The following is a 26815-nucleotide window of genomic DNA, read 5'->3' on the forward strand; positions in this document are numbered from 1 at the left end:
TTTAGGTCTGGCGCGAGAGCGAATATTCGCAGAGGGCTTGCAGTGCAGATGTCGCCTCGTTCGCTGGAAAATCCTGAATGCATTCCAAAGCCAAATCCGCTTCACGCTTTGCTGCGGCTTGGGTGTAATCAAGCGCACCAGAACTTTGCACTGCGTTCAGAATTTGTGCAAATACATCATCAGGTAAATCTTGGTTTTGCTCCACCGCTGCGCGGACCAATAAACGTTCTTCATTGCTGCCATTTTCTAGCAGATAGATGAGCGGTAAAGTGGGCTTACCTTCGCGCAAATCATCGCCAGCGTTTTTCCCCATCTGTGAGGAATTGGCTGTGTAATCTAAAAGATCATCCATCAACTGGAATGCAGTGCCAATGTGACGACCAAATGCTGCTGCTTGTTCACGTTGAACGTCTGTGGCATTTGCCAAAATGGCGCCAAGCTCAGTAGAAGCCTCAAACAATTTGGCAGTTTTGTAGCGAATGACTTGTAGGTAGCTCGCTTCGTCAACTTCAGGGTCATTCATATTCAGGAGTTGCAGCACCTCTCCTTCAGCAATCGTATTGGTTGCGTCTGACAGAATTTGCATCACCCGCAGATCGTTTGGCTTGACCATCATCTGAAAGGCTCTGGAATATAAAAAATCGCCCACTAATACGCTAGCGGCGTTGCCAAAAGCGGTATTTGCTGTCTCACGACCCCTTCTCAGCGTGGATTCATCGACTACATCGTCATGTAAGAGGGTGGCAGTATGGATGAATTCAACTACAGCAGCCATTTCTTGGGTATGAGGAGATACTTTGCCATTGCTCAGAGCCTTGGCAACCAACATCAAGAGCGCAGGCCGCACGCGTTTGCCGCCAGCCTGAATGATATAAGCCGAAATTTGGTCAATTAAGGCTACTTTTGAGGCTAAACGCTCACGAATCACCCCATCTAAGTCCTTGAATTCTATGGAAATAGGGGCCAGGATTTGGCTTAACTCATTGATTTTGACAGTGCTGGTCATGCAAGATATAATAATCGGCTTAGCTTATCCAGGGTGGATTAGCTTAAATGTTAGATATTAATTGAGGTTTCAAACCATGTACGCGGTCATAAAAACCGGTGGCAAACAGTATAAAGTTGCCGCAGGCGAAAAATTGAAAATAGAACAGATACCAGCGGAAATCGGCAGCGAAATCACTCTTGACCAAGTCCTCGCCGTTGGCGAAGGCGCTTCACTGAAGTTAGGTGATCCAATGGTTAATGGTGCAGCTGTGATGGCCACTGTCGTCTCCCAAGGACGTCACGATAAAGTGACAATCTTTAAGATGCGCCGTCGCAAGCATTATCAAAAGCACCAAGGCCATCGTCAGAATTTCACTGAAATTTTGATCAATACGATTAAAGCCTAATTCAGGGTAGGAGAAAGATATGGCACAGAAAAAAGGCGGCGGCTCAACACGAAATGGTCGCGACTCGGAATCGAAACGCTTAGGCGTTAAGGTATTCGGCGGCGAGCATATTAATGCTGGCAGCATCATTATTCGTCAACGTGGCACACGTGTTCATCCAGGTGCTAACGTTGGTATTGGTAAAGATCACACTTTGTTCGCCTTAATTGACGGTCAAGTGGAATTCGGCGTTAAGGGTGCTTTGAAGAAGGCCCAAGTTTCAGTTTTGCCTCGTTCATAAGGCGCCTGACTGAGACTCGTTTGATTCAGATTCATTCCGAATTTAACTCTTAGGAACAGGCCTCGCTAAGCGAGGCCTTTTTTATTCATGAAATTTATAGACGAAGCTCGTATTGAAGTCATAGCTGGCCAGGGTGGCGCCGGGAGTGCTTCCATGCGCCGCGAAAAGTTTATTGAATTTGGCGGACCCGATGGCGGTGATGGTGGTAAGGGCGGGAGCGTTTGGGCAACGGCTGATCGAAATATCAATACCTTGATTGATTACCGCTACGCTAAAACACATACTGCAAAAAATGGTGAGCCAGGCCGAGGCGCTGACTGCTATGGTCGTGGAGGTGATGATATTGAATTGCGCATGCCAGTAGGTACTATTATTTCTGACTATGAAACTGGTGAGCCGATTGCAGACTTAACAACTCATGGTGAGCGTTTGTGTTTGGCACAAGGTGGTGTTGGTGGTTGGGGCAATATTCACTTTAAGAGCAGTACGAATAGAGCGCCACGTCAAAAGACCAATGGCAAGCCTGGTGAACGTCGCAAACTCAAACTCGAATTAAAAGTATTGGCTGACGTGGGTTTGTTGGGCATGCCAAATGCTGGTAAGTCTACTTTGATTACCGCCGTATCCAATGCGCGCCCAAAAATTGCGGACTATCCATTTACAACGCTTCATCCTAATTTGGGTGTAGTGCGTGTCGGTAATGAGCGGAGCTTTGTGATCGCAGATATTCCTGGGTTAATTGAGGGTGCGGCAGAGGGTGCAGGCCTAGGCCATCGTTTCTTGCGACACTTGCAACGTACTGGAGTTCTCTTGCACCTAGTTGATCTAGCCCCATTTGATGAGAATGTAGATCCAGTAGCGGATGCCAAGGCGATCGTAAATGAATTACGTAAATACGATGAGGCTTTGGTTGAAAAGCCACGCTGGTTGGTCTTAAACAAGGTCGATATGATTCCTGAAGAGGATCGTCAAAAAGTTGTTGCTGACTTTGTCAAAAAGTTTAAGTGGAAAGGTCCTGTATTTGAGATATCTGCTTTAACGGGGCTGGGTTGCGACAAACTTTGTTATTCCTTGCAAGATTATTTGGATTCTGTACGTCGTGATCGTGATGATGCTGAGGAGCGCGCAGCAGACCCACGCTATCAAGATCAAGCGCAAGACAAAGATAAAACACCAGATTAAAAGTTAATTGAGCATCTTCATTTGCTATGAACCTTAAACAAACTAAACGTATCGTTGTCAAAGTTGGCTCTAGCCTAGTCACAAATAATGGTGAGGGCTTAGATCATGCTGCTATTGGCATGTGGGCAGAACAAATTGCGGGTTTACTAGAGGCTGGTCATGAGGTTTTAATGGTGAGCTCGGGCGCGATTGCTGAAGGTATGCAGCGTTTGGGTTGGCCTAAGCGTCCACAAGAAATTCATCAATTACAGGCTGCTGCTGCCGTTGGTCAAATGGGTTTAGTGCAGGTATATGAGAGCTGTTTTGCACGCTTTAATTTGCGTAGTGCCCAGGTTTTACTAACCAACGCAGACTTAGCCCATACTGAACGTAATGCGAATGCAAAAGGTACCCTAGACACCTTGTTGAAATTAGGCGTAGTGCCTATCATCAATGAGAATGACACCGTCGTTACTGACGAAATTAAATTTGGTGATAACGATAGTCTCGCTGCCTTGGTGACAAACCTAGTGCATGCAGACCTCTTAGTGATTCTCACTGATCAGGGTGGTTTATTTACCGCTGACCCTCGTCAAAATCCGGATGCAACTCTCTTGATCGATGCGATTGCTGGCGATCCTGCCCTAGAAAAAATGGCGGGTGGGGCGGCAAGTGATCTGAGTAAAGGCGGCATGCTGACTAAAGTATTAGCGGCAAAAATTGCAGTCCAAACTGGCGCATCTACGGTGATTGCTTCAGGTCGTGAGCCAGAGGTGTTAACACGCCTTCTAGCTGGCGAGAAAATTGGTACTTGCCTAAGCCCTAAATAAACTACATTGCCACTTTATTGAATACCAAATGAGTTGGTTGGCTTGGTGCCACCTGTAAATCCATTGGGATTTAGAGATTGAAGGATAGTCTTGATATTCTTTTCTTGCGAGTTGAAATTGCAAAATGCACCTTGCGCTAAAGCCGCTTGGTAGCGATTGGGAACATTGTTTTGGATCCCCCTCCAGCTAGAAAGCGGATTTTCTCTCCAAGCACTATTTTCCAAGTTGCCATATAGGCGCCATTGGAATGAATCACAACGGATGCCCTCATATTGTGCTTGTTGACCACCGCTGGGATTTGTCATCACAACAATGTAGCGAGTTACGCCATCGGCACCAATCAAAATCGAGTCGGTGTCGACCGCAAATTTAAAAATAGTGTGTTGTGACACGTAAAAAGGGAGCAGAGTTGATGGATTGGGCGGGTTCAGGGGCATTTTGGTCGCACCTTCTTTAAACACCATCGGCGCGAAAGGATCAAGACCGCTTTGCATGGGATCACCAGCACAGGCCAGTAAAGTTAAGGCAGCACAAATACAAGAGACATATTGGCTAAGGGTGCGAAAGAAAGAACTCATTATTTTTGCTTATCCGATTTAGTAGACTCTTGATGAATCTCGTCGCCCTTGGAGTAAAAAGATTGCAGGAGATCTAAAGGCGTTCCCCAGGCTAATTGTTGCATGCGGACCCCTTTAGCAAGATAGCGGGCAAGCTCAGATAAAGCCAGTTGATAAACTTCGCGTTTAAAACCAATAACAGCATCAAGCTGAATCCAAAATGGAACCCAGCGCCAAGCATCAAATTCAGGATGTTCCGTAGCTCTTAATTGAATATCGCTATCTAAGCCAACTAGACGAAGTAGAAACCAGATTTGTTTTTGACCACGGTAGGCGGCACGGTGAACGCGGGTGGCATGTTGACGACGTAAATACTCCTCAGGGACGTCGTAACGAAGCCAGTCCCTGGTTCGTCCAATAATCTGGACATGTTCCGGTAGCAAGCCAACCTCTTCATGCAATTCGCGGTACATTGCCTGTTCAGGACTCTCGCCATGCGCTATTCCGCCCTGCGGGAACTGCCACGAATGCTGCCCAACGCGTTTTCCCCAGAAAACCTCGTTACGGCTGTTAAGGAGGACAATGCCGACATTGGGCCTATACCCTTCACGGTCAAGCATGATCGTGCCCCAAATCCTTTAAAATCAATGATTTGATTATATCCATACATGAAAGCATCACAATCATTTCTCTCCACGCTAAAAGAAGCCCCCTCTGACGCTGAGGTGGTTTCGCATAAGCTCATGGTGCGAGCGGGTTTAATTCGCAAGCTGAGTGCCGGTATTTACAACTACTTGCCGCTGGGATTAAAAGTGATCCGCAAGGTTGAAAATATCGTTCGCGAAGAAATGAATCGTGCTGGCGCAATTGAATTGCTAATGCCAATGATTCAGCCTGCTGAATTATGGCAAGAGACTGGTCGATGGGAAAAGATGGGGCCTGAGTTGCTCCGCATTAAAGATCGTCACGATCGCGATTTCTTAATTCAGCCAACCTCGGAAGAAGTTATTACCGATTTAGCTCGCAACGAGATCAAGAGTTACAAGCAGTTACCAGTCAACTTCTATCAAATACAAACGAAGTTCCGCGATGAGCGTCGCCCACGTTTTGGAATCATGCGTGGTCGTGAGTTCAGCATGAAAGACGCTTATTCGTTTGATCGAGATGCTGAAGGCTTAAAGAAGTCCTATCAAATCATGTTTGATGCTTATACCCGTATCTTTAAGCGAATGGGACTCAAGTTCCGTGCGGTGACAGCAGATAACGGTGCGATTGGTGGCTCCGGTAGTCAAGAGTTTCATGTGATTGCCGATACCGGTGAAGATGCTATTGTCTATTGCCCGAGTTCAGATTACGCAGCCAACCTAGAGGCAGCAGAATCCCTTGCATTGATTGCTCAGCGTGCTGCTGCAAGTACTACATTGAATAAGGTTCCAACACCGAATAAGAGTACGTGTGCTGATGTTGCCCAGTTTCTCAAGCTTCCATTAGAAAAGACCGTCAAGACTTTATTGTTTGCTGCTGATCAAGAAAAAGGTCCAGCCAAACTCTTTATGTTGTTAGTGCGTGGGGACCATGAGCTTAATGAAGTGAAGGCAAGCAAGATTCCAGGGATGGCCGAATCTCGCTTTGCTACTGAAGCAGAAATTAAACAAGCTTGTAATGCACCTGCCGGCTACTTGGGTCCAGTTGGCGTCAGTGCTGATGTCACAGTGGTCGCAGATCGTACGGTTGCCAATATGGCTGACTTTGTCTGTGGCGCAAACGAGGCTGGCCACCATTTAACTGGCGTGAACTGGGGCCGTGATTTACCAGAGCCACTCGTCTTAGATATTCGTAATGCGGTCATTGGCGATCCTTCGCCTGACGGTAAAGGTGTTGTTGATATCTGCCGCGGCATTGAAGTCGGTCACATTTTCCAGTTGGGCACTCGTTATTCCGAAGCCATGGGTTGTACATACTTGGATCAACAAGGTAAAGCACAGCCGATGGTGATGGGTTGTTACGGTATCGGTGTTACTCGATTGCTAGGCGCTGCAATTGAACAAGGTCACGATGAGCGCGGCATTATTTGGCCGATCTCGATGGCGCCATTTGAAGTCGTGATTTGCCCAATGGGTTACGAGAAATCTGAACAAGTAAAAGTAGCATGCGATCAGTTGCATGATGAATTACTGACGGCTGGGATCGATGTGATTTTGGATGATCGTAATGAGCGTCCGGGTGCAATGTTTGCTGACTGGGAATTGATTGGCGCGCCATTCCGCGTTGTTATTGGTGATCGTGGCTTGGCAGATTCTCAAGTGGAATTCAAAGGGCGTACTGATGCGGAATCACAAAATATCCCGCTAGCGCAAATCAAAGAGAAAGTAATTACTGCGGTTCAAGCGTCAAAGAGTTCAGTTAATTCACTTTAGTTAGCGATTTATTTTTTGAAGAGATCGCCAATACCCTTGGCGGCGCCTTTAGCGGCCATCGTTGCCATGGTGCGCGCCATCTTCCCGCCTTTGAATTGCTTCATCATGGTTTGCATTTGCTCAAACTGAGTAAGTAGACGGTTTACTTCTTGCACCTCTACGCCAGCACCTGCAGCAATACGCCGTTTGCGACTCGCTTTGAGTAACTCAGGTTTACTGCGCTCACGCGGAGTCATACTGTCGATGATTCCGCGCATCCGCTTGGTTTGTTTATCGGCATTACTCAGATTGGTTTTGGTTGCCGCTTGAGCTACTTGGCTTGGGAGTTTATCCATCAAGCTAGCCATACCACCCATCTTTTGCATTTGCAGAAGTTGATCGCGAAAATCCTCAAGATCAAAACCGCCCTTAGAAATCTTGCTAGCTAATTTTTCTGCTTTAGCAACATCCACGTGTTGCTGGGCTTGTTCAACCAAGGCTAGGATGTCGCCCATACCAAGGATGCGGTTAGCCATCCGCTCAGCATCAAAGGCTTCAAGGCCATCCATCTTTTCTGCCACCCCAATAAATTTGAGTGGCACACCAGTCACCTGACGAACAGAGAGGGCTGCACCGCCGCGTGAGTCACCATCTAACTTAGTGAGGATGACGCCGGTAAGTGGGAGCGCTTCATGGAATGCTTTAGCAGTATTGACGGCATCTTGACCAAGCATGGCATCCACCACAAATAAGGTCTCGATCGGATGTAAGCTCGCATGCAAAGTTTTGATTTCTTGCATGAGTGCCTCATCAATGCCCAGGCGTCCTGCCGTATCAACAATGACTACGTCAAAATAATGACGGCGTGCCCAGTCGAGTGCAGCAGTTGCAATGTCATTTGGTTTTTGATTGATATTGCTGGGGAAAAATTCTGCGCCAACTTGTTTGGTAACCGTTTCTAACTGTTCGATAGCAGCAGGGCGGTATACGTCGCAAGAAACGGTGAGAACTTTCTTCTTCTTTTTTTCTTGGAGCCATTTGGCTAGCTTACCGACGGAGGTAGTCTTACCAGCACCCTGTAAGCCTGCCATCAGAATCACGGCGGGCGGTTGAGTGGCTAAATTGAGTTCACCACTTTGCTGAACATCGCCCCTCATGACTTGGGCCAGCTCGCGCTGAACTACGCCAACGAGCGCCTGACCAGGGCTGAGGCTCCCAACCACTTCCTCACCAAGGGCTTTAAATTTAATTTGTTCCAGGAGAGATTTGACAACGGGGAGGGCTACGTCGGCTTCTAATAAGGCCAAACGGATCTCCCGTAGCATTTCTGCAGTGTTTTCTTCCGTTAGGCGGGCCTGACCCCGCATGGTTTTAACAACGCGAGATAGGCGGTCGGTAAGGTTTTGTAGCATTTATCGATTAGACTTTGATGATGAACATTTTAGATTACTTAAGTCTCGACGCCCTTATCCCCCTGTGCTATTTGATTCTGTTGATCTTTTTGGGCTTAAGGTCCAAAAAAAGAGAGAGCCAATCCTCCCAGTCATCTTTACTGGTAAGAGCGCTGATATTTGCATTGTTGGTAGTGCATGGTATTCAGATTCATGAATCCGTTTTCACGCCAGAAGGCTTTGTATTTGGCTTTGCCCAAGATTTATCCCTGACTGCCTGGGTTGGCTTGGCATTTTATTGGTTCCAATCTTGGTTTTTACCAATCGCCAGTTTGCTCTGGATGTCGGTTTTATTTGCTTTATTTTGTTCCTTGCTGCCACTCTTTTTCCCAGGTACCTTGATTTCTCCAGAGGCTGTTTCAGATCCTTGGTTTAAGGCGCACTTTATTGTGGCAACTGTTTCTGTGGGCTTATTAAGTTTGGCGGCAATGCAAGCAATGTTAATGAGTGCCTATGACCGCGCCTTACATCAACAGCTTGGGATTCTGCCCAATAGCCGCGTGGCTTTTTGGCTGGATGATCTACCACCTTTGATGACTATTGAAAGTCTCTTATTTAACCTGTTGTATGTTGGTTTTGGTCTGCTGACGCTCACTGTATTTTCGGGTCTGTTATTTTCTCAAGCATTGTTTGGTAAACCCTTTGTTTGGGACCACAAAACAATTTTTGCCGTAGTGTCTTGGCTTCTATTTGCTGGATTAATTATTGCCCGCTGGAGAGTTGGGCTCAGAGGTAGACTCGCAATTCGTTTGGTCTTGAGTGCCTATGTTGCCCTATTACTCGCTTATGTTGGTAGCCGTTTTGTATTGGAAGTGATTCTTCAGCGAGCATGATCCTTGTTTAAGTGGCTTCTTTTATTTGCTGGCGCATATCTTTTTTATCTCTGGATAAAGGGTAAAAAGCAAATCAAGGCAAATCAGGCAGCTGCAGCGAACCCTAAGCCAGATAAAGCTCACAAGACCTTTGAGCCCGAGATCATGGTGCCTTGTCAGCATTGTAAAGTACACCTTCCAAAATCTGAAGCAATCGCTCATGAGCAACGTTTTTATTGCTCTCATGAGCATCTTAATTCACTGGATGTAGAAGGGTGGATTGGTTCTGCTCAATGGCGTACTTCACCGCATCAAGATATGAGACCAGACAGCACCCAACCAGATCTTGTGGTCATGCATCACATTAGTTTGCCGCCGGGACAATTTAAATCCCAAGACTGTAGCTCTTACATCGTTGATTTTTTCCAAAATAAGCTTGATCCAAATGCGCATCCTTATTTTGCGGAAATTGCCGAGCAAAAAGTGTCTAGTCACTTTCTGATTACCCGCTCTGGTGAGTTGATTCAGTTTGTTTCAACCCAAAACAAGGCTTGGCATGCTGGGGTCTCCTCATTTTTGGGTAGGGAAAAGTGCAATAGCTTTTCTATTGGCATTGAGTTGGAGGGCGATGGGGATACGCCCTTTGAAGAAGTTCAGTACAAAACTTTGGCAAGCCTAATAAAAAAATTAGAAGTAAGTTATCCCCATCTTCAATTTGCAGGACACAGCGATATCGCGCCCGATAGAAAAACCGATCCTGGAATCTTTTTTGATTGGAAAAAGTTCCAAAATGAGACAGGTGTCTCTACCAAAAACCTTCCTTATGGGATTGCTTCTCGCTAGTCTGTTTTAAGTATGTAAGCGTACGCTTACTTTTTTAGCCTTTGCCTAAAAGGGCTAAAAATCATGCACCAAATTGCCCCCAAGATCATTAGATTCCTTAGTAAAAATACTTATGAATTTTTGTTAGAAAAAGCTTACCAAAGGGTAAATATTTCCCTATACTTAGTACCCAATGCCCTTCGAGACACTAGATGTAGTGTTTGAATCCAGCAATACGCCATTGTTTTTTAACGATATTTTGTCCAAATAACTATATAGAGACGTAGGAATAACATGACATACGCAAATCCACCGACGGCAGGTCAAACACCTGGAGCAAATAACCCAGGAATGAGTCCTGTGGGGGCGATTAATCAGACCCCTTCTGCTAGCTTTGTAGCTGGCGGTGTTGGTGGAGCCCAAGCTACCCAGTTGTCTGACTACAAAATTATTCGCCGTAATGGCTCAGTGGTAGCTTTTGAGCCATCTAAGATTGCGATTGCGGTAACTAAGGCATTTTTGGCGGTTAATGGTGGTCAGGGTGCGGCATCAGCACGCGTGCGCGAGCAAGTTGAGCAATTAACTCATGCCGTAGTGCGCGCTCTATTGCGTAGCCGTCCTAATGGCGGTACTTTCCACATTGAAGATATTCAAGACCAAGTTGAATTGGCTTTGATGCGTAGTGGTGAGCACAACGTTGCCCGTGCCTATGTTCTTTATCGCGAGAAGCGCAATCAAGAGCGTGCTGCTCAACAAGAAATCAATCAAGAAACGCAAGCGGCTCATCAAGCTGGTGAGTCCGGTATCAAGGTGACTGATAACGGCGTTGAGAAGTATCTCGACATGGCAGCTTTGCGCACGGTGATTGAAGCTGCATGTGAAGGCCTGGGTAATCACATTGATGCAAGCCCAATCATTACTGAAACTATTAAGAACTTGTACGATGGCGTGCCGATGGCGCAAGTTTATGACTCCGCTATTTTGGCTTCACGTACCTTGATCGAAAAAGATCCTGCATATAGTCAGGTAACTGCACGCATCCTGATGCACGTGATCCGTAAGGAAATTTTTGGTAAGGAAGTATTGCAAGGCGATACCCAAGCCGAATACAGCACCTACTTTGCTAAGTACATCAATGAAGGTATCTCTGCAGAATTGTTAGACCCACGCATGCGTGATTTTGATTTGCCAAAATTGGCTACTGCATTGAACGCGAGCCGTGATTTGCAGTTCAACTACCTTGGTCTCCAGACTTTGTATGACCGCTATTTCTTGCACATTGAAGATCGTCGTATTGAAATGCCACAGGCTTTCTTTATGCGTGTTGCAATGGGCTTGGCAATGAATGAGTTGGATCGCGAGCGTCGTGCAATTGAGTTCTATGAAATCCTCTCTACTTTTGATTTCATGTCCAGCACACCAACTTTGTTTAATTCAGCAACAACTCGTCCACAGCTCTCTAGCTGCTATTTGACAACTGTTGAAGATGATCTTGATGGCATCTACGAAGCGTTGAAAGAAAATGCCTTGTTATCTAAGTTTGCTGGTGGCTTGGGTAATGATTGGACTAACGTCCGCGCCTTAGGAAGCCATATCAAAGGTACTAACGGTAAATCGCAAGGCGTTGTGCCATTCCTCAAAGTGGTGAATGACACTGCAGTTGCTGTGAACCAAGGCGGTAAGCGTAAAGGTGCAGTTTGCGCCTACTTAGAAACATGGCACTTGGATATTGAAGAGTTCTTAGAATTGCGTAAGAACACTGGTGATGACCGTCGTCGTACCCACGACATGAATACTTCTAACTGGATTCCTGACTTGTTTATGAAGCGTGTCATGGAAAACGGTGACTGGACTTTGTTCTCACCTTCTAATACTCCAGATTTGCATGATAAGTTTGGCAAGGCGTTTGAAGAGGCTTATGTTGCCTATGAGCAAAAAGCAGATCGTGGTGAGTTAAAGCCATTCCGCAGAATTCCAGCGCAACAATTGTGGCGCAAGATGCTTGGTATGTTGTTTGAAACTGGTCACCCATGGATCACTTTCAAAGATCCTTGCAATATCCGTAGCCCACAGCAACATATTGGCGTGGTTCACTCATCTAACCTGTGTACTGAAATTACTCTCAATACCAATGAGGATGAGATTGCAGTTTGTAACTTGGGTTCTGTGAACTTAACTGCGCACATGACTACCGATGCAAGCGGTAAATTGGTCTTAGATCACGAGAAGCTCCAGAAAACTGTGCGCACTGCAATGCGCATGCTCGATAACGTGATCGATATTAACTACTACGCGGTTGCTAAGGCGCGTAATTCCAATCTGAAGCACCGTCCGGTTGGCATGGGCATTATGGGTTTCCAGGATTGCTTGCATATGCAACGTATTCCTTACGCTAGCGATGCAGCAGTGAAGTTTGCTGATTCCTCTATGGAAGCAGTGTGCTACTACGCTTATCAAGCTTCTTGTGAGTTGGCTGAAGAGCGCGGTGTTTATAGCACCTATAAAGGCTCTTTATGGGATCGTGGCATCCTCCCACAAGATTCAGTGGCCTTATTGGCAGCTGAGCGCGGTGGTTATGTAGAAGTGGATAACTCATCCACTATGGATTGGAGCGGTTTGCGTGCCCGTATCAAACAACACGGTATGCGTAACTCCAATTGCGTGGCTATTGCGCCTACGGCAACGATCTCCAACATCATTGGTGTTTCTGCTTGTATCGAGCCAACCTTCCAGAACTTGTTTGTGAAGTCCAACTTATCTGGTGAGTTTACGGTGGTAAACGAGTACTTGGTGCGGGATTTGAAGGATCGCGGTCTTTGGGATGAAGTGATGATTGCCGACTTGAAGTACTTTGATGGCACTTTATCGAAGATCGATCGTATTCCACAAGATTTGCGTGATCTGTATGCGACCGCCTTTGAAGTCGAGCCAAGTTGGTTGGTTGAGGCGGCTTCCCGTCGTCAAAAATGGATTGACCAGGCTCAGTCATTGAATATCTACATGGGCGGTGCATCTGGTAAGAAATTGGACGATACCTATAAGCTGGCTTGGTTGCGTGGTCTAAAGACCACTTATTACCTCCGCACGATGGCCGCAACCCACGTCGAGAAATCAACCGTGGCTAGTGGTCAATTGAACTCAGTATCGAGTGGTGGTGGCGTAAATGGAACTGATGCGACAGCTGCTGCAAATGCAACTGGTGCAGTAGAGGCTGATGGCCCAGTTTGCACAATGCGCCCAGGCGATGCTGGCTTTGAAGAATGTGAAGCATGCCAATAAGCCATTTGCTGATTGGTCAGGAATAGAAGAATTTAGGAGAAAGTTATGTTGAATTGGGAAGAGGAAGTTGCTCCAGCACTAGCGAAAGCTGGTCTTGCACCGCAGCCGGTTGCAGTGGAGCCACAACGCCCACAGCCTGATCAAGTAGCAATGGCAGCGCCTCAGGTAAGTACGCCTGCACCAGCCGTCTCATTGGCTGGTGGTGCAGCCTTGCGTGTTAATGCTGCTGATAAGCGTGTGATTAATGCTAAGACTGACGTTAATCAGCTGGTGCCATTTAAGTACAAATGGGCTTGGGAGAAATATTTGGCTGGTTGTGCAAATCACTGGATGCCACAAGAGATCAACATGAACCGCGATATCGCGCTCTGGAAAGATCCGAATGGCCTTACAGAAGATGAGCGTCGCATTATTAAGCGCAATCTGGGTTTCTTTACAACTGCCGATTCTTTAGCGGCTAATAATATTGTTTTGGGTACCTATCGCCACATTACTGCTCCAGAATGCCGCCAATACTTATTGCGCCAGGCTTTTGAAGAAGCAATTCATACCCATGCATACCAATATATTGTGGAATCTTTAGGTTTAGATCAGTCCGAAATCTTCAACGCGTATCACGAGATTGACTCGATTCGCGCTAAAGATGAGTTCTTAATTCCGTTTATTGATGTCTTAACTGATCCAAATTTTAAGACTGGCACATTAGAAAACGATCAAAAGTTACTCCGTTCACTCATTGTTTTTGCTTGCGTAATGGAAGGTTTGTTCTTTTATGTTGGTTTTACGCAAATACTTGCAATGGGTCGTCAAAACAAAATGACGGGTGCTGCTGAGCAGTATCAATACATCCTTCGTGATGAGTCTATGCACTGCAATTTTGGTATTGATTTGATTAACCAAATCAAGCTGGAGAACCCGCAGTTATGGACTTCTGCGTTCAAAGATGAGATCAAATCCATCTTTGAAAAAGCAGTCGAATTAGAGTACCGTTATGCCGAAGATACGATGCCTCGTGGGGTGCTCGGATTGAACGCTCCGATGTTCAAAGGGTACCTAAGATACATTTGTAATCGCAGATGTTTGCAAATAGGACTTGACGCGATGTTCCCAAATGAAGAGAATCCATTTCCATGGATGTCAGAAATGATTGATCTGAAAAAAGAACGAAACTTTTTTGAGACACGCGTTATTGAGTATCAAACCGGTGGTGCGCTGAGTTGGGAGTAGTTGGCAGTAAGTAAGCGCATAACTGGCTAAATAGGAGATTAGACGGTTGGATAGTTTAAGAAGTCAGCAGAAACAGACTCAAATCCGCAAACCCTTACTCAAGGGTGCCAGAGCTATCCTCTCCATTTTTTCCAGCACATTTAAGAAGCCGTTGTCCCTTGGGGCCACGGCTTTTTTTCCAGGATTCATTAGCGTGCAGCACTTAGCATCAAGCCGCGCGCCGATGAATGGCTCGCTCGTCAATTCCAAAAGGTTGCAAAACCAGGCGGAAATGAGTGGTCGGGTCTTCTTAATCGGTAGTTTGAATTAATCCTCACGTGAAGGAGTATGACTATGGCAATCGCCAAGAAAAAACCTGCTGCAAAGAAACCAGCTGCTAAGAAAAAAGTAGCTGCTAAGAAACCAGCTGCTAAAAAAGTAGCTAAAAAGAAGCCAGCCGCTAAAAAGCGTCCAGCTGCTAAAAAGAAGCCAGCCGCAAAAAAGCGTCCAGCTGCTAAAAAAGCTGCCGCAAAGAAGAAGCCAGCCGCTAAAAAGCGTCCAGCTGCAAAAAAGCGCGTAGCAAAAAAAAAGTAAGTAAGCCTGCTGCGAAGAAAGCGGGCTCTGCTGTAAAAAAGCCCGTGGCTAAGAAAGCTGCACCAGCGACTAGTGCGTTGAATCCTGCTGCTGCTTGGCCCTTCCCAACTGGCACACGTCCTTAATCAGACGGGTGTTATTAGAAGGGGTCTCTCACGAGACCCCTTTTTTATTGGCTATAGGCTTTGATTATTTTGAATCAAGGTTAAAAGCTAAAGCCAAACGCTGCTTTAAATTGGTCTGCGATCTCTGCTTTACTGGGTTGATGATTTTGTGGTCCTTGATGGGTAATCTTGATTGAACCCATTAGGCTGGCCAAGCAACCAGTGGTTTCCCAATCCATTTCATTCTCAAGACCAAACAAGAGTCCGCCACGAAATGCGTCGCCGCATCCAGTGGGGTCGACTACTTTTCCTGCCGGTACTGGAGGAATCGAGATACATTTGCCTTCGGTATAAATATCAGCACCTTCTGCACCCTTGGTCACGATCAGTGCTTTGACACGCTCAGCAACCTTTGACAAGCTCAAGCCAGTTCGCTGCGAAAGCATTTCGCCTTCATAGTCGTTAACCGCTAAATAGCTGGCGATATCAACTAGCTCTAAGAGCTCTGGCCCGTTAAACATTGGCAATCCTTGACCGGGATCGAAGACAAACGGAATATTGGCTTCTGCTAATTGATGGCAGTGTTCCCACATTCCTTGGCGAAAATCAGGCGCAACGATGCCAAATTTAGCTGCCCCTTTGAAGTTTTTGCTTCTTTCGGTGACCACTACAGAAACTAGATTAAGGTGCGACTCGTCCATCGCGCCTGGATGGAATGCCGTAATTTGGTTATTGGCTTGATCGGTAGTGATCATTGCTTGCGCCGTAAATGCATTTTCAATTTGGCGAATATGGCTCGCATCAATATTCAGTTGCTTTAAGCGGCTCATGTAGGGCGCTGCATCGCCACCAACAGTTGCCATGATGATGGGATCTCCTCCCAAAAGGCTGAGGTTGTAGGCAATATTGCCTGCACAACCACCAAATTCTCGGCGCATGGTTGGTACTAAGAAGGCCACATTCAAGATGTGGATCTGCTCAGGGAGAATTTGATCGGCAAATTTGCCTTCAAAGTTCATGATGGTGTCGTAAGCGATAGAGCCGCAGATCAAGCTAGCCATAAATTACTTTCTGTAATGGGTAAGGTAATAAAAAATGAATAAAAGGAGATTATTCAGGATAAAGAATACGTACTCGATACCCAGCAGTAGTCGGCGGCAGGATAATCGGCAGTTCTGCTTGAATCATTTCTCCAGCAGGTGCACCAATTTTCAAAAAATCAGGATGAGATTCTTGCCAAGATAGTGGTAACCATTCATTTGGGCTGAACTGAATTAATTTCAACTCAGATTCTTCTGCATCAGTGAGAGAAATTTCTAAATTTGGCAACAAAATTGGAATTGCCAGTCGATTTTGTATTTCAATTTGTAATATTGATTGATTTAGGGCGTTTTTAAGGCCCTCTCCCGCGTTTTCTGGGGTTAGTGCGGCAGAAGTTATTTTCCATGCAGCAAAATCGCTTACAGGGCGATTAAAGCACTTCAGTGCGCTACACAATTTCTCATCAATCTGCTGCAATATCGAAAATGCGCCAACTGAAAATGAATTTGATGAGCCATCTACTCTTGGTGCTAGTAAAGGTAGCAGAGAATTCCTGGATAAATGCTCGCCAAAAATGAGGAGCAAAGTCAAAAAGCAAGCTAAAAGGATTCGCTTAAGACTTTTTTTTTGACTAGGCGCTGCAAGAGTGGCTACAGCATCGGGAATGGATTTAGTACTTTGTTTATCTTGCTCGAAGATTCCGTGCAAACATACCCAGCCTTCACTTTCCTTCCAAATGGAAAGTTTGAGCCATTGACTATAGGTCGCAATTACCTCATCCGCTTGTCGCGCCAGTACGCCAGACAAAATGATGTGTCCGCCGGCACGCATTTTATTGACTAGAGCAGGGGCAAGCACTTGCAAGGGATTGGCCAAGATGTTGGCCATCACGATATCGTATTTCGTTTCTGCCGCTAGCTCTGGTGCGTCTTCGGTTGGTAAAACAAAGCGAATAACCGTATTGTTAATTTCTGCATTACTGCGCGCTGCAATCATGGATTGGGGATCTATGTCCGTACCAACGACTGGGTTGCAACCCAGTTTTGCGGCTGCAATCGCCAAAATCCCAGATCCACAACCATAATCAAGCAAACTCTGGCTCTTTAAATTGGAGTACTCCTCAAGCCAAAGTAAGCACAGGTGTGTTGTAGGGTGGCTACCAGTTCCGAAGGCAAGTCCAGGATCTACTGCTAAACAAATTGCGTTAGGATCAGTTGGAGCTTCATGCCATGAGGGTACAACCCAGATACGTTTTCCAATTTGGATCGGTGTAAATTGGTTTTGCGTCAGTCGGACCCAATCTTGCTCTTTAACGGTTTTTTCTTGGGGCGGGGCTAATGCAAAGCCTGCTTCATTTAGAGTGGCGAGCAGTTCGGGAATGAATTCTGCTCTGTCTGAGTGATCAATCTCAGGGTTAAAAAGAGCGGTAACGGCAGATCTATCCCATGCTTGGACTTTGGGTGACAGACCGGGCTCTCCGTAAAGAGGGTTCTCATCGTCACCCCCTGCGGCATCATCTTCTACGGTGACAGAGAGTGCTCCTAGTTCGAGTAAGGCATCGCCTAAGGGCTCGGCAGTTTCAGCGGCTACCGTGAATACCAGTTCACGATAAGACATGGAGTGCTCGCATGAATTTGGAGTGAGTTAGGATTTACCGCGACTTGCAGCTTGCTCTTCTAAGCGATGCTCTAAGTAGTGAATGCTGGTACCACCTTCCATGAAGTTGGGATCTAGCATCAGTTCGCGGTGAAGCGGAACATTAGTAGTAATCCCATCAATCACCATCTCAGACAAGGCAATTTGCATACGGCGAATCGCTTGCTCTCGAGTATTGCCGTAAGAAATTAACTTACCAATCATGGAATCGTAATTTGAGGGGACTACATAGCCACTATAGGCATGAGAATCTACGCGAATACCAGGACCGCCAGGCATATGGAATGAACCAATTTTCCCTGGACTTGGCGTGAACTTGAATGGGTCTTCTGCATTCAGACGGCATTCAATTGCATGGCCGCGGAACACAATATCTTTTTGGCGATAAGCCAATTTGAGACCAGCGGCAATTCGAATTTGTTCTTGAACGATATCTACACCAGTGATCATTTCTGTGACTGGATGTTCAACCTGAACGCGAGTATTCATCTCAATAAAGAAAAATTCACCGTTTTCATAGAGGAACTCAAATGTTCCAGCACCGCGATAGCCAATTTTTCTACAAGCTTCAGCACAACGCTCACCAATTTTGGCAATCAAGCGACGATCAATACCAGGAGCTGGTGCTTCTTCAATCACTTTTTGATGGCGACGTTGCATTGAGCAATCACGTTCACCCAACCAAATAGCATTGCCATGGGTATCGGCCAGAATTTGAATTTCAACATGGCGAGGTTTTTCTAAAAACTTCTCCATATAGACTTCTGGATTACCGAATGCGCGCCCAGCTTCCTCGCGAGTCATATTGACAGCATTGATTAGCGCAGCTTCAGTATGGACAACACGCATACCGCGTCCACCACCTCCACCAGCAGCCTTAATGATGACTGGGTAACCCACTTTTTTAGCGGTAGCAATAATTTCTTTTGGATCGTCTGGTAACGCACCTTCAGAACCAGGTACGCAGGGTACACCGGCTTTAATCATGGCGCGCTTAGCCGAAACTTTGTCGCCCATCAAGCGAATCGAGGCAGCAGTAGGACCAATAAAGGCAAAACCAGATTTTTCAACACGTTCTGCAAAATCGGCATTTTCAGAGAGGAAGCCATATCCAGGGTGAATCGCTTCGGCATCAGTCACCTCTGCTGCAGAAATGATTGCAGGCATATTGAGATAACTTAGTGGCGAAGGTGCAGGCCCAATGCAGACCGCCTCATCAGCAAGCTTCACATACTTAGCTTCTTTATCTGCAGTGGAATAGACCACTACGGTTTTGATTCCCAACTCGCGGCATGCGCGTTGGATACGGAGAGCAATTTCTCCCCGATTGGCAATCAGAATCTTATCGAACATGTAGGCTCGGAGTTAGGTAATAAAGATTGGAAAGAAAGGCAGAGAAATTAAGCAATGACAAATAAGGGCTGATCAAACTCAACGCCTTGACCATTCTCACAAAGAATTTCTTTAATGACCCCCGCTTGTTCTGATTCGATTTCGTTAAGCAATTTCATCGCTTCAATGATGCACAGTGTTTGACCAACCTTAACAGTGTCACCAACGTTGACGAAGTTAGGCGATTCTGGATTTGGGGCGCGATAGAAAGTGCCCACCATAGGTGAGCGCGCAATAAATCCAGCTTCAGCTGCAGGCGCATCTAGAACGGGTGATGCGGGAGCTGCAGCAGCAGGCGCTGCTTGCATCGTGTGTGTCGGAGCGGGATTGGTATAAACCACGTGTCCAGTAGGAGCTGCAGAGCCGGCATTCACAATGCGAACACGGTCTTCACCTTCGTTGACCTCTAATTCGGAAATACCTGATTCAGAAACTAAGTCGATCAAGGTTTTGAGTTTTCTTAGATCCATATGAGTGAGTCCTCTCTTGAAATTCTTTAATTAGCTTATTTTTGTATGCGGGCGATCGCAGCTTGCAGTGCTAATTCGTAGCCAATAGCTCCAAGTCCACAAATCACACCGGTAGCGATGTCTGATAGATAAGAGTGTTTGCGGAACTCTTCTCTTTGGTGAATGTTTGATAAATGTACTTCGGTAAACGGAATGGGTACACAAGCTAAAACGTCACGCAAGGCAACGCTGGTATGAGTAAATGCACCAGGATTAATGATGATGAAATCCACGCCATCTTGTTTAGCCTTCTGAATGCGGTCAATTAACTCGCCTTCATGATTACTTTGGTAGGTACTTAGATCGACAGATTGGGCTCTTGCGAGATCTCCCAGCTTTTGGTGGATATCTTCCAGGGTAGTTTTCCCATAAACCTCAGGCTCACGGGTTCCCAATAGATTGAGGTTGGGGCCTTGAATAACCAGAATTGATACTTTTTTAGACATAGATCCCTATTTTTAGAGGCAGTTAGGTGTCAATGGTTTAATTTGGCTTTAGGCCACTAATCTGTGAGTAGAGCGACTTGATGCATTACCTGCTAAGGATGCGAGTATACCCTCTGGGGTCTTGAAAATGCCCAAAAATGCCTTTAGGAAGCAAATTTTTTACTGCTTTTCAGAGTAAATATAAAAATGATGGGTGTAATTGCTTAATATTTAAGCAATTTTCAATGGAATACTGAGGGTTAAAAGTCTTTAAAAATCTTTATAACTCTGAATTAATGACCTTTCTGAGCTCTTCTTCGCTTATCTTCCCTAATTTACTATAAATAGACTTACCTTTTGAATTGATGATGACTGTAAAGGGTAGGGCGCCTTGGGTATTGCCCATTTGTTTGGAGAGATTGCTGCCCTCTAATCCACCAACCACAATGGGATAAGAAACTGGGGTTTTTTCAAGAAATTCGCGTATGTTAGATGGTGAATCAATACCGATACCGACAATTAATACATTTTTAGCGGCATATTCTTGGGAAATTTTGTCTAAAGCAGGCATTTCTTCTACGCAAGGGGGGCACCAGGAGGCCCAAAAGTTCACAACGAGTACTTTTCCTCGCCAATTTTCAGAATTTGCTGATTTACCATCGGGTGTTTGCCAAGGGTTGCCAAAGAAAGCTTTGATAGAGGGGTCGCTCGCCAAGCCTGTTTGCGAAATCCACTGAGATGAAAAGACTCCAGCAAGGAGCGCCAGAAGACTAATTCCGCCAATCATGATCCACTGTCTTCGATTCATTACAACTCCTTCGCTAAAATTCGCTAATGCATATTCATATCTTGGGCATTTGCGGTACCTTTATGGGCGGCATTGCCGCAATCGCTCGGCAAGCCGGACATCGTGTAACGGGTTGTGATGCCAACGTGTATCCACCAATGAGCACACAGCTTGAAGCTCAAGGTATTGAGCTCATTGAGGGATTCTCGCCAGATCAATTATTGCAGTTTGAGACCATGCCCGATTTATTTTTGATTGGCAATGTCGTTTCTCGTGGCAATCCCTTAATAGAAGCCATTCTGAATCAAGGGCTGCCCTATATCTCTGGACCTCAATGGCTAGGGGAGCAAGTTTTATATGGCCGACATGTTTTAGCGGTAGCCGGTACGCATGGCAAGACGACTACATCAGCCATGCTCACTTGGATTTTGGAATTTAATGGCTACAAGCCTGGATATTTAATTGGTGGAGTGCCACTGAATTTCACAGTATCTGCACGCTTGGGTGAAAGTCAATATTTTGTAATAGAGGCCGATGAATATGACACTGCCTTTTTCGATAAGCGCAGTAAGTTTGTCCATTACAGGCCACGCACTGCTTTATTAAATAACTTAGAGTTTGATCATGCAGATATTTTTGCGGATCTTGTTGCTATCGAAACTCAGTTTCATCACTTAGTACGCACAGTGCCCAGTGATGGCTTATTGGTAGTCAATGGCGAGGAACCTGCGCTAGAGCGGGTTGTCACCCGCGGTGCTTGGTCGCCTGTAGAGCGTTTTGGACAGGATGCCGCTAACCAGTGGTCATTGATTTCACAAGAGGGTGATGGCTTTATTGTGCGTCAGTTAGGCAAAGAGGTGGCCACCGTGCAATGGGCTCCTGATTCGGGCGTGATGGGCAGACACAACCAACTCAACGCGCTTGCTGCAATTGCATCTGCCAATCACATTGGTATTTCACCAGCAGATTCTGCACGCGCCTTGGCGGCATTTAAAAACGTGAAGCGTCGTCTTGAAACGATTGGTGTTGCAAACGACATTACGGTGTATGACGACTTTGCGCATCATCCAACGGCGATCACCACCACGGTTGATGGTTTACGTCGTCGAGTGGGTAAGGCGCGCATCTTGGCGGTATTGGAGCCACGCTCGAATACGATGAAACTCGGTGTAATGAAGGCACAACTACCTAATAGCTTGCAGCAGGCTGATAAGGTCTTTGCTTATGGAGCCAGTAGTGGCAAGGAATCTTTGGGCTGGGATTTGGCAGAAGTCCTAGCCCCACTAAATACAAAAGAGGCTGGTAAAGCCCATGCCTTCGATGACCTTGGTGCATTAGTGAATGCAGTTGCCAAAGAAGCTAAACCAGGCGATTACATTCTAGTGATGAGTAATGGCGGCTTTGGTGGAGCGCATCAAAAAATATTAGAAGCCATATCTGTTTAATTTAACTTACCGCAACCTAATAAATAAATACTGAAAGCAAAATATGGGCAATCGATTAGAAGATAAGGTCGCCATTGTTACAGGCGCAGCAAAAGGGATTGGATTTGCAACGGCCCAGCGCTTTGCAGAAGCGGGTGCAAGAGTGATCGTTGCTGATATTAATCTTGCGGCAGTAAAGAGTGCTGCAGCCCAAATTCCTCATGCTGAGGCCTATGCAATGGATGTGACTGATCGTGCCAGCATTCAGGCGGTAGTTGATCAAGTCATCCAAAAACATGGCCGCATTGATATTTTGATTAATAACGCTGGTATTACGCAAGATGCACGTTTGATCAAGATGACTGAGGCGCAATTTGATACCGTGATTGATGTCAACCTCAAGGGCGTATTCAACTGCACCCAATTGGTAGTGCCACACATGCTGGAAGCTGGTACTGGCGCGATTGTGAATGCTTCTAGCGTGGTCGGTTTGTATGGGAACTTTGGTCAAACTAATTATTCAGCGACAAAGTTTGGCGTGATTGGCTTTACCAAGACTTGGGCTCGTGAGCTTGGTCCTAAAGGCATTCGAGTCAATGCAGTTTGTCCTGGATTTATTGCGACAGAAATGGTTAAAGCCATGCCAGAAAATATTCTGCAAGATATTGAGCGTCGCAGTTGGCTAGGTCGTTTGGGCACGCCTGAAGAAATGGCCAACGTATATCTATTCCTTGCCAGCAATGAAGCGAGTTACGTTAATGGAGTTGCATTAGAAGCTAGCGGCGGGATTTCCCTCTAAGCATGAATCTCTTATATGAAGAGGGTGGCGATATCAAAATTGCTGCCGTACAGTCTGCAACAGGAACAGGCGATGCTGAATCCTGGCAGGCGACCAGTCTTTCTGGCAAGAAGATCAAACTCAAGGCAAAAGAGGTTTGGTTGCGCTTTGAAAAGCCCGAGGCACAAACTGCGATGGATGAAGCGCTCGTTTTATCTAAAGATATTGACTTGCAATTGCTCTGGGATTGCGCGCCTGAAGAAGAGTTTGGTCTGGTAGATGTTTCTCTTGAATATTTTGGCTCGCAAGCAACGATCCCTCAGCAAGTAGCATTAGCGATTGCCTTACAAGATGCCCCAGTATTTTTCCGTCGCAAAGGGCGAGGGCGCTTTCAAAGAGCGCCCCTTGAGCAATTGCAAGCAGGCTTAGCTGCACTGGAGCGCAAGCAAAAAGAGTTAGAGCAACAATCTGTTTGGCAACAAGATTTAGTCGCAGGCATATTCCCTGACACCTTGAAGTCTTCAGCTAAGCAACTACTGTTCTCCCCAGATAAGAATTCTTCAGCTTATAAGGCCCTCATAGCCGCATGCACAGAAACAGGTGAATCCCCGGCGCAGTTGATGATTCGTTGTGCTGCAATTGAATCTCCATTAGCCTATCACCAGGGAATGTTCTTGAAAGCCCATTTTCCAAATGGCGCTGCTCATCATGTCAATATCGGAGTTGATCAAGCAGCCTATGATGCGGCGATTGCAGAACTGCCTTTGGCCGAAGTAAATGCTTTCTCGATTGATGACTCAGGAACTACTGAGATTGATGATGCGCTTTCGGTAACAGAACTTGTAGAGGGTAGTCATCGCATCGGTATTCATATTGCAGCACCAGGTTTGGCGATTAGTAAAGATGATCCATTGGACCAAGTGGCTCGCAATCGTATGTCTACCGTTTATTTTCCGGGCAACAAAATTACGATGTTGCCTGATTCGGTCATTGAGCAATTCTCCCTGGATGCAGGAGCTCCGAGACCCGCGCTATCCATCTATGTAGATCTTGATGCGGATGGAATAGTAAACCGAGATACCCTGCAAATGCGGGCAGAGATGGTGCCGATGACTGCTAATCTTCGTCTAGAAGATGTGGAGCATTTGGTGAGCGAAGAGAGTTTGTTAGATGAAGGCGTTAGCTATCCCTATCGAAAAGAGTTAGCTATCTTGTGGCGTGCCGCAAAACTCTTGCATGCTGGTCGACAAGAAAAAAGAATCCTCAATGGTCTACGTGCTGAACAGTTGGGTGTGATTGATCCCAATGCTTTGGCAAGAGATTTTCATTTTCAAATTCAAGATGTGGATGGAGTTCAACGTGTAGAAATTATTCCGCGTCAGCGTGGTTCTATTCTCGATACGATCGTTGCAGAGTGGATGATCTTTTGTAATAGTGCATCTGGTCAATTGCTAGCGGATCATGGTTTGCCAGGTTTGTTTCGAACTCAAAAGGGTTGGGGACCATTGCGTACTCGTATGCAAACTACCCCAGGGCCTCATGAAGGCTTGGGGCTCGACTACTACGCATGGTGCACCTCTCCGCTACGTCGCTACTCCGATCTCGTCAATCAGTGGCAGTTAATCGCCTTAGCAAAACATGGGGTGACTGCGAAGATGATGGCACCATTTCCACCACGAGATGCGACTCTGATGGGAATCGCTGCAGACTTTGAATCTTGTTATCAAGCTTATGGCGAATTTCAAGATCGCCTAGAAAAGTATTGGTGCTTGCGTTGGATTGCGCAGGATGGAGATTCCAAAAACGTTTATGTACGTCACTTAAAAGAGGGGATGTCTAGGGTAGAGCTAGTACCTCTACACTTACCTATCCCAGAGTTGGCAAGTCACCCCCGCATGACTCGTGCAGAAGTCGCGGTAGCTGATGTCGACTTGTTGCAATTGAGTGCCGCTGTGAGAGTGCTAGAGATTGAAGCCAAAGCAGAGCCAGAAGTAAAGACTGTAGAAGAATTGACCGATGCATTGCCCGAGGATGCAGAAGAAGATGCCAGCCCAGATTAATCCTGTTCAGATTCCTCGCTCAGAAAAATTTAATCGAGCCGTGAACTTTTTTCAGAATACCTGGCGACGCTATCCTTTTCGATTCGCACTATGCGTATCACTCATTATTCATGCACTGTTTCTATCGTTTCGTTGGGGTATTGGTGAAATTCAAAATCGCCGACTCAATACGCCTTTGAGTGTTGTCCTCGTGAATGCCAGTAACAAGACGCCCCCAAAGCAGGCGAACAAATTAGCCCAGGCAGATCTACAGGGCGGAGGTAAGTCTGAAAATCAAGATGCCACAGCACTACATCGAGCCAGACTGGGAGCGGAGGCACGTCTTGAGGTTTTAGAGAAGCAGCAAAAGCAGATGCTGGCCAAGTTAGACGAGCAGCGAGCTAAATCTGGTGGACGGAAAAGTGGGGATGAGCAAAAGATTGCCCCCCAACTGAATTCTTTAGAGGCAGAGTTGGCGAAGCAGTTACAAGCGGATGGACGTGAGCCTCGCCGCAAGGTACTCACCGGCGCCAATACTAGGGCAGTGACTTTTGCCCATTACTTTGATGGTATGCGCCAAAAGATTGAGGCTTACGGTAGTACATTTTTTCCGCGTGCCAATGGTCGACCGCTATATGGCAGCTTGATTATCGTTGTGAGTGTCGATTCTCAAGGCCGAATTACTACTAATGCGCAAGGTAAAGATGGGGTGTCAATAGGGCGAAGCTCAGGTAATCCTGAATTGGATCGACAGGCCCTAGCCATTGTTCGTGCATCAGCCCCATTTGGCCCATTCCCTTCAGAAATGCGTAATCAAATTGATGTGCTCGATTGGATCTCCACCTTTGACTTTACTCGCGATGGGAATGATCTTCTGGAACTCAAACGTTAGTGCAGCACTCCTTATTCTTAAAATCGCAAATTCGCTTATTCTGTAGCCATCATGAGTTCAAACGCTTCCGTTGATTTGCATACCGATCCAAGTCTTCACCCGGGTCTAGATGTCTATGCGGTAGCGGGCAATCCAATAGGCCATAGTCAGTCGCCCGCCATTCACCAGCGCTTTGCAGAGCAAGCTAAACAAGCTATGCACTATGGCCGTTTACAGCCGGAGCTAGATGGTTTTGCTCAAGCTGCTAAAATATTCTTTTCTGCTGGCGGTAAGGGTATGAATGTCACCGTGCCATTTAAGTTATATGCCCAAGCTTTTGCTGATCAATTAACTAGTCGAGCCCAGTTGGCTGGTGCAGTCAATACGCTATGGATTCAGGATGGCAAGATTTATGGTGACAATACTGATGGCGCTGGCTTGGTGCGCGACCTATTGGCGCAGGGTATCGCCGTCCATGAGTCGCGTATTTTGCTTTTAGGTGCTGGTGGAGCAGCACGTGGAGTGATCGGGCCCTTATTGGAGCATTCACCTAAATGCTTAGTGATTGCTAATCGCTCAAGCATAAAGGCTGATGAATTGATCAAGTTATTTGCCAACGTAGCTGCTTCAAAAGAGGTTGCCTTGGAAGCTCGCACATTAGCTCAATTAGAGAGTTCTGAAAAAACACCCTATCCATTTGACCTGGTGATTAATGCAACTGCTGCAGGACTAGCAGATGAGTCTCCTTTGAGCATTGCCGCTGTAGTAAACATCTTTACGCCAAGCTCATTTGCTTACGACATGGTCTACGGTAAAACAACGGCCTTTATGAAGCAAGCTTTACAGCGTGGGGCACGCATTAGCGATGGCCTTGGTATGTTGGTGGAGCAAGCTGCAGATGCATTCTTGTTATGGCGGGGAACCGATCTAGCAACACAAATTGATTCGCGAGCAGTGCTCGCTAAGTTGCGCAGTTGATCAAATTTACTTGCAGTTAATTTCTCACT

The 26815-nt window shown here is 46.2% G+C and carries 24 protein-coding genes and 2 pseudogenes; 15 read left to right on the plus strand and 11 right to left on the minus strand.

Annotation, left to right across the window (positions count from 1 at the left end):
* Position 1: 1 nt before the first annotated feature.
* Positions 2-1006: a polyprenyl synthetase family protein gene (locus ICN35_RS08080; RefSeq protein ID WP_216126314.1), complete on the minus strand. Its 1005-nt coding sequence runs from the start codon at positions 1004-1006 to the stop codon at positions 2-4.
* 76 nt (positions 1007-1082) lie between these two features.
* On the opposite strand from ICN35_RS08080, the gene rplU reads away from it, so the two are divergent.
* From rplU to proB, 4 genes and pseudogenes are all read left to right on the plus strand, one after another.
* Positions 1083-1394: a 50S ribosomal protein L21 gene (rplU, locus tag ICN35_RS08085; protein WP_215296220.1), complete on the plus strand. Its 312-nt coding sequence runs from the start codon at positions 1083-1085 to the stop codon at positions 1392-1394.
* A 19-nt stretch (positions 1395-1413) separates the two neighbouring features.
* On the plus strand, positions 1414-1674 hold the full coding sequence (gene rpmA, locus ICN35_RS08090; protein ID WP_011902041.1) for a 50S ribosomal protein L27: 261 nt from the start codon (positions 1414-1416) through the stop codon (positions 1672-1674).
* Between the two features lie 87 nt (positions 1675-1761).
* Positions 1762-2856, plus strand: coding sequence for an Obg family GTPase CgtA (cgtA, locus tag ICN35_RS08095; RefSeq protein WP_216126316.1), 1095 nt, complete (start codon positions 1762-1764; stop codon positions 2854-2856).
* 26 nt (positions 2857-2882) lie between these two features.
* Positions 2883-3653 (plus strand): annotated as a pseudogene (proB, locus tag ICN35_RS08100) (glutamate 5-kinase); the annotation flags it as partial.
* Between the two features lie 26 nt (positions 3654-3679).
* Here the strand turns inward: proB and ICN35_RS08105 are convergent.
* Positions 3680-4243, minus strand: coding sequence for a CNP1-like family protein (locus ICN35_RS08105; RefSeq protein ID WP_216126328.1), 564 nt, complete (start codon positions 4241-4243; stop codon positions 3680-3682).
* The gene (locus ICN35_RS08110; protein WP_215296226.1) at positions 4243-4842 is read right to left on the minus strand and encodes an RNA pyrophosphohydrolase; all 600 of its coding nucleotides are present in this window, start codon (positions 4840-4842) and stop codon (positions 4243-4245) included. The genes ICN35_RS08105 and ICN35_RS08110 overlap by 1 nt, the downstream gene beginning before the upstream one ends.
* A gap of 48 nt (positions 4843-4890) precedes the next feature.
* Here ICN35_RS08110 and ICN35_RS08115 point away from each other — a divergent pair, with 48 nt between their 5' ends.
* Positions 4891-6639, plus strand: coding sequence for a proline--tRNA ligase (locus ICN35_RS08115; RefSeq protein WP_216126331.1), 1749 nt, complete (start codon positions 4891-4893; stop codon positions 6637-6639).
* Positions 6640-6647: 8 nt separating this feature from the next.
* Here the strand turns inward: ICN35_RS08115 and ffh are convergent, their stop codons facing one another.
* Positions 6648-8030, minus strand: a complete 1383-nt coding sequence (gene ffh, locus ICN35_RS08120) for a signal recognition particle protein (RefSeq protein ID WP_216126334.1) — start codon at positions 8028-8030, stop codon at positions 6648-6650.
* A 20-nt stretch (positions 8031-8050) separates the two neighbouring features.
* Here ffh and ICN35_RS08125 point away from each other — a divergent pair, with 20 nt between their 5' ends.
* The 5 genes from ICN35_RS08125 to ICN35_RS08145 all read left to right on the plus strand — a co-directional run bounded on the left by ICN35_RS08125 (position 8051) and on the right by ICN35_RS08145 (position 14782).
* Positions 8051-8902, plus strand: coding sequence for an inner membrane protein YpjD (locus tag ICN35_RS08125; RefSeq protein WP_215297250.1), 852 nt, complete (start codon positions 8051-8053; stop codon positions 8900-8902).
* Positions 8903-8905: 3 nt separating this feature from the next.
* Positions 8906-9724, plus strand: coding sequence for a 1,6-anhydro-N-acetylmuramyl-L-alanine amidase AmpD (ampD, locus tag ICN35_RS08130; protein WP_255535768.1), 819 nt, complete (start codon positions 8906-8908; stop codon positions 9722-9724).
* A 330-nt stretch (positions 9725-10054) separates the two neighbouring features.
* Entirely contained in the window at positions 10055-12982 is a 2928-nt protein-coding gene (locus tag ICN35_RS08135) for a ribonucleoside-diphosphate reductase subunit alpha (protein WP_370625679.1), read from the plus strand.
* Positions 12983-13027: 45 nt separating this feature from the next.
* On the plus strand, positions 13028-14209 hold the full coding sequence (locus tag ICN35_RS08140) for a ribonucleotide-diphosphate reductase subunit beta (RefSeq protein ID WP_215296230.1): 1182 nt from the start codon (positions 13028-13030) through the stop codon (positions 14207-14209).
* A gap of 333 nt (positions 14210-14542) precedes the next feature.
* On the plus strand, positions 14543-14782 hold the full coding sequence (locus ICN35_RS08145) for a hypothetical protein (RefSeq protein WP_251370122.1): 240 nt from the start codon (positions 14543-14545) through the stop codon (positions 14780-14782).
* Between the two features lie 205 nt (positions 14783-14987).
* Here the strand turns inward: ICN35_RS08145 and ICN35_RS08150 are convergent, their stop codons facing one another.
* The 7 genes and pseudogenes from ICN35_RS08150 to ICN35_RS08175 form a co-directional block, all read right to left on the minus strand.
* Positions 14988-15947 (minus strand): carbohydrate kinase family protein, encoded by a 960-nt coding sequence (locus tag ICN35_RS08150; protein WP_216126342.1) that lies wholly within the window; start codon positions 15945-15947, stop codon positions 14988-14990.
* A gap of 49 nt (positions 15948-15996) precedes the next feature.
* A complete protein-coding gene (locus ICN35_RS11400; RefSeq protein WP_255535778.1) occupies positions 15997-16635 on the minus strand; it encodes a DUF3426 domain-containing protein in 639 nt (212 codons plus the stop codon).
* Positions 16627-17544, minus strand: a pseudogene (gene prmA / locus ICN35_RS11405) (50S ribosomal protein L11 methyltransferase); the annotation flags it as partial. The gene ICN35_RS11400 and the pseudogene prmA, both read right to left, overlap by 9 nt.
* 27 nt (positions 17545-17571) lie before the next feature.
* Positions 17572-18936, minus strand: a complete 1365-nt coding sequence (gene accC, locus ICN35_RS08160) for an acetyl-CoA carboxylase biotin carboxylase subunit (RefSeq protein ID WP_215296233.1) — start codon at positions 18934-18936, stop codon at positions 17572-17574.
* 47 nt (positions 18937-18983) lie between these two features.
* On the minus strand, positions 18984-19445 hold the full coding sequence (accB, locus tag ICN35_RS08165) for an acetyl-CoA carboxylase biotin carboxyl carrier protein (RefSeq protein WP_216126346.1): 462 nt from the start codon (positions 19443-19445) through the stop codon (positions 18984-18986).
* A gap of 35 nt (positions 19446-19480) precedes the next feature.
* Positions 19481-19930 (minus strand): type II 3-dehydroquinate dehydratase, encoded by a 450-nt coding sequence (gene aroQ, locus ICN35_RS08170; protein ID WP_216126348.1) that lies wholly within the window; start codon positions 19928-19930, stop codon positions 19481-19483.
* A gap of 259 nt (positions 19931-20189) precedes the next feature.
* Positions 20190-20717: a TlpA disulfide reductase family protein gene (locus tag ICN35_RS08175; RefSeq protein ID WP_216126350.1), complete on the minus strand. Its 528-nt coding sequence runs from the start codon at positions 20715-20717 to the stop codon at positions 20190-20192.
* Positions 20718-20743: 26 nt separating this feature from the next.
* Here ICN35_RS08175 and mpl point away from each other — a divergent pair, with 26 nt between their 5' ends.
* Genes mpl through aroE form a run of 5 tightly spaced genes read left to right on the plus strand, consistent with a single transcriptional unit; the run spans position 20744 to position 26786 of the window.
* On the plus strand, positions 20744-22141 hold the full coding sequence (gene mpl, locus ICN35_RS08180; protein WP_216126352.1) for a UDP-N-acetylmuramate:L-alanyl-gamma-D-glutamyl-meso-diaminopimelate ligase: 1398 nt from the start codon (positions 20744-20746) through the stop codon (positions 22139-22141).
* A gap of 43 nt (positions 22142-22184) precedes the next feature.
* Positions 22185-22919 (plus strand): 3-oxoacyl-ACP reductase FabG, encoded by a 735-nt coding sequence (fabG, locus tag ICN35_RS08185; protein ID WP_216126355.1) that lies wholly within the window; start codon positions 22185-22187, stop codon positions 22917-22919.
* Between the two features lie 2 nt (positions 22920-22921).
* A complete protein-coding gene (locus tag ICN35_RS08190; protein ID WP_216126357.1) occupies positions 22922-24958 on the plus strand; it encodes a ribonuclease catalytic domain-containing protein in 2037 nt (678 codons plus the stop codon).
* Positions 24942-25829 (plus strand): energy transducer TonB, encoded by an 888-nt coding sequence (locus ICN35_RS08195; RefSeq protein WP_216126359.1) that lies wholly within the window; start codon positions 24942-24944, stop codon positions 25827-25829. The genes ICN35_RS08190 and ICN35_RS08195 overlap by 17 nt, the downstream gene beginning before the upstream one ends.
* Before the next feature lie 51 nt (positions 25830-25880).
* Positions 25881-26786, plus strand: a complete 906-nt coding sequence (gene aroE, locus ICN35_RS08200; protein WP_216126370.1) for a shikimate dehydrogenase — start codon at positions 25881-25883, stop codon at positions 26784-26786.
* Positions 26787-26815 lie beyond the last annotated feature (29 nt).

Origin of the sequence: Polynucleobacter sp. es-GGE-1 (genome assembly GCF_018882005.1) — a bacterium.
Lineage (GTDB): Bacteria > Pseudomonadota > Gammaproteobacteria > Burkholderiales > Burkholderiaceae > Polynucleobacter.

Excerpts from the sequence above, each read along its gene's own strand:
- ICN35_RS08105 (WP_216126328.1), bottom strand. The coding sequence starts at position 4,243 with ATGAGTTCTTTCTTTCGCACCCTTAGCCAATATGTCTCTTGTATTTGT.
- accB (WP_216126346.1), bottom strand. The coding sequence starts at position 19,445 with ATGGATCTAAGAAAACTCAAAACCTTGATCGACTTAGTTTCTGAATCA.
- ICN35_RS08175 (WP_216126350.1), bottom strand. The coding sequence starts at position 20,717 with ATGAATCGAAGACAGTGGATCATGATTGGCGGAATTAGTCTTCTGGCG.
- ICN35_RS08140 (WP_215296230.1), top strand. The coding sequence starts at position 13,028 with ATGTTGAATTGGGAAGAGGAAGTTGCTCCAGCACTAGCGAAAGCTGGT.
- ICN35_RS08115 (WP_216126331.1), top strand. The coding sequence starts at position 4,891 with ATGAAAGCATCACAATCATTTCTCTCCACGCTAAAAGAAGCCCCCTCT.
- ICN35_RS08195 (WP_216126359.1), top strand. The coding sequence starts at position 24,942 with ATGCCAGCCCAGATTAATCCTGTTCAGATTCCTCGCTCAGAAAAATTT.
- rplU (WP_215296220.1), top strand. The coding sequence starts at position 1,083 with ATGTACGCGGTCATAAAAACCGGTGGCAAACAGTATAAAGTTGCCGCA.
- ffh (WP_216126334.1), bottom strand. The coding sequence starts at position 8,030 with ATGCTACAAAACCTTACCGACCGCCTATCTCGCGTTGTTAAAACCATG.
- ICN35_RS08080 (WP_216126314.1), bottom strand. The coding sequence starts at position 1,006 with ATGACCAGCACTGTCAAAATCAATGAGTTAAGCCAAATCCTGGCCCCT.
- rpmA (WP_011902041.1), top strand. The coding sequence starts at position 1,414 with ATGGCACAGAAAAAAGGCGGCGGCTCAACACGAAATGGTCGCGACTCG.
- ICN35_RS08135 (WP_370625679.1), top strand. The coding sequence starts at position 10,055 with ATGAGTCCTGTGGGGGCGATTAATCAGACCCCTTCTGCTAGCTTTGTA.
- mpl (WP_216126352.1), top strand. The coding sequence starts at position 20,744 with ATGCATATTCATATCTTGGGCATTTGCGGTACCTTTATGGGCGGCATT.
- accC (WP_215296233.1), bottom strand. The coding sequence starts at position 18,936 with ATGTTCGATAAGATTCTGATTGCCAATCGGGGAGAAATTGCTCTCCGT.
- fabG (WP_216126355.1), top strand. The coding sequence starts at position 22,185 with ATGGGCAATCGATTAGAAGATAAGGTCGCCATTGTTACAGGCGCAGCA.
- aroQ (WP_216126348.1), bottom strand. The coding sequence starts at position 19,930 with ATGTCTAAAAAAGTATCAATTCTGGTTATTCAAGGCCCCAACCTCAAT.
- cgtA (WP_216126316.1), top strand. The coding sequence starts at position 1,762 with ATGAAATTTATAGACGAAGCTCGTATTGAAGTCATAGCTGGCCAGGGT.
- aroE (WP_216126370.1), top strand. The coding sequence starts at position 25,881 with ATGAGTTCAAACGCTTCCGTTGATTTGCATACCGATCCAAGTCTTCAC.
- ICN35_RS08190 (WP_216126357.1), top strand. The coding sequence starts at position 22,922 with ATGAATCTCTTATATGAAGAGGGTGGCGATATCAAAATTGCTGCCGTA.
- ICN35_RS08145 (WP_251370122.1), top strand. The coding sequence starts at position 14,543 with ATGGCAATCGCCAAGAAAAAACCTGCTGCAAAGAAACCAGCTGCTAAG.
- ICN35_RS08110 (WP_215296226.1), bottom strand. The coding sequence starts at position 4,842 with ATGCTTGACCGTGAAGGGTATAGGCCCAATGTCGGCATTGTCCTCCTT.
- ICN35_RS08150 (WP_216126342.1), bottom strand. The coding sequence starts at position 15,947 with ATGGCTAGCTTGATCTGCGGCTCTATCGCTTACGACACCATCATGAAC.
- ICN35_RS08125 (WP_215297250.1), top strand. The coding sequence starts at position 8,051 with ATGAACATTTTAGATTACTTAAGTCTCGACGCCCTTATCCCCCTGTGC.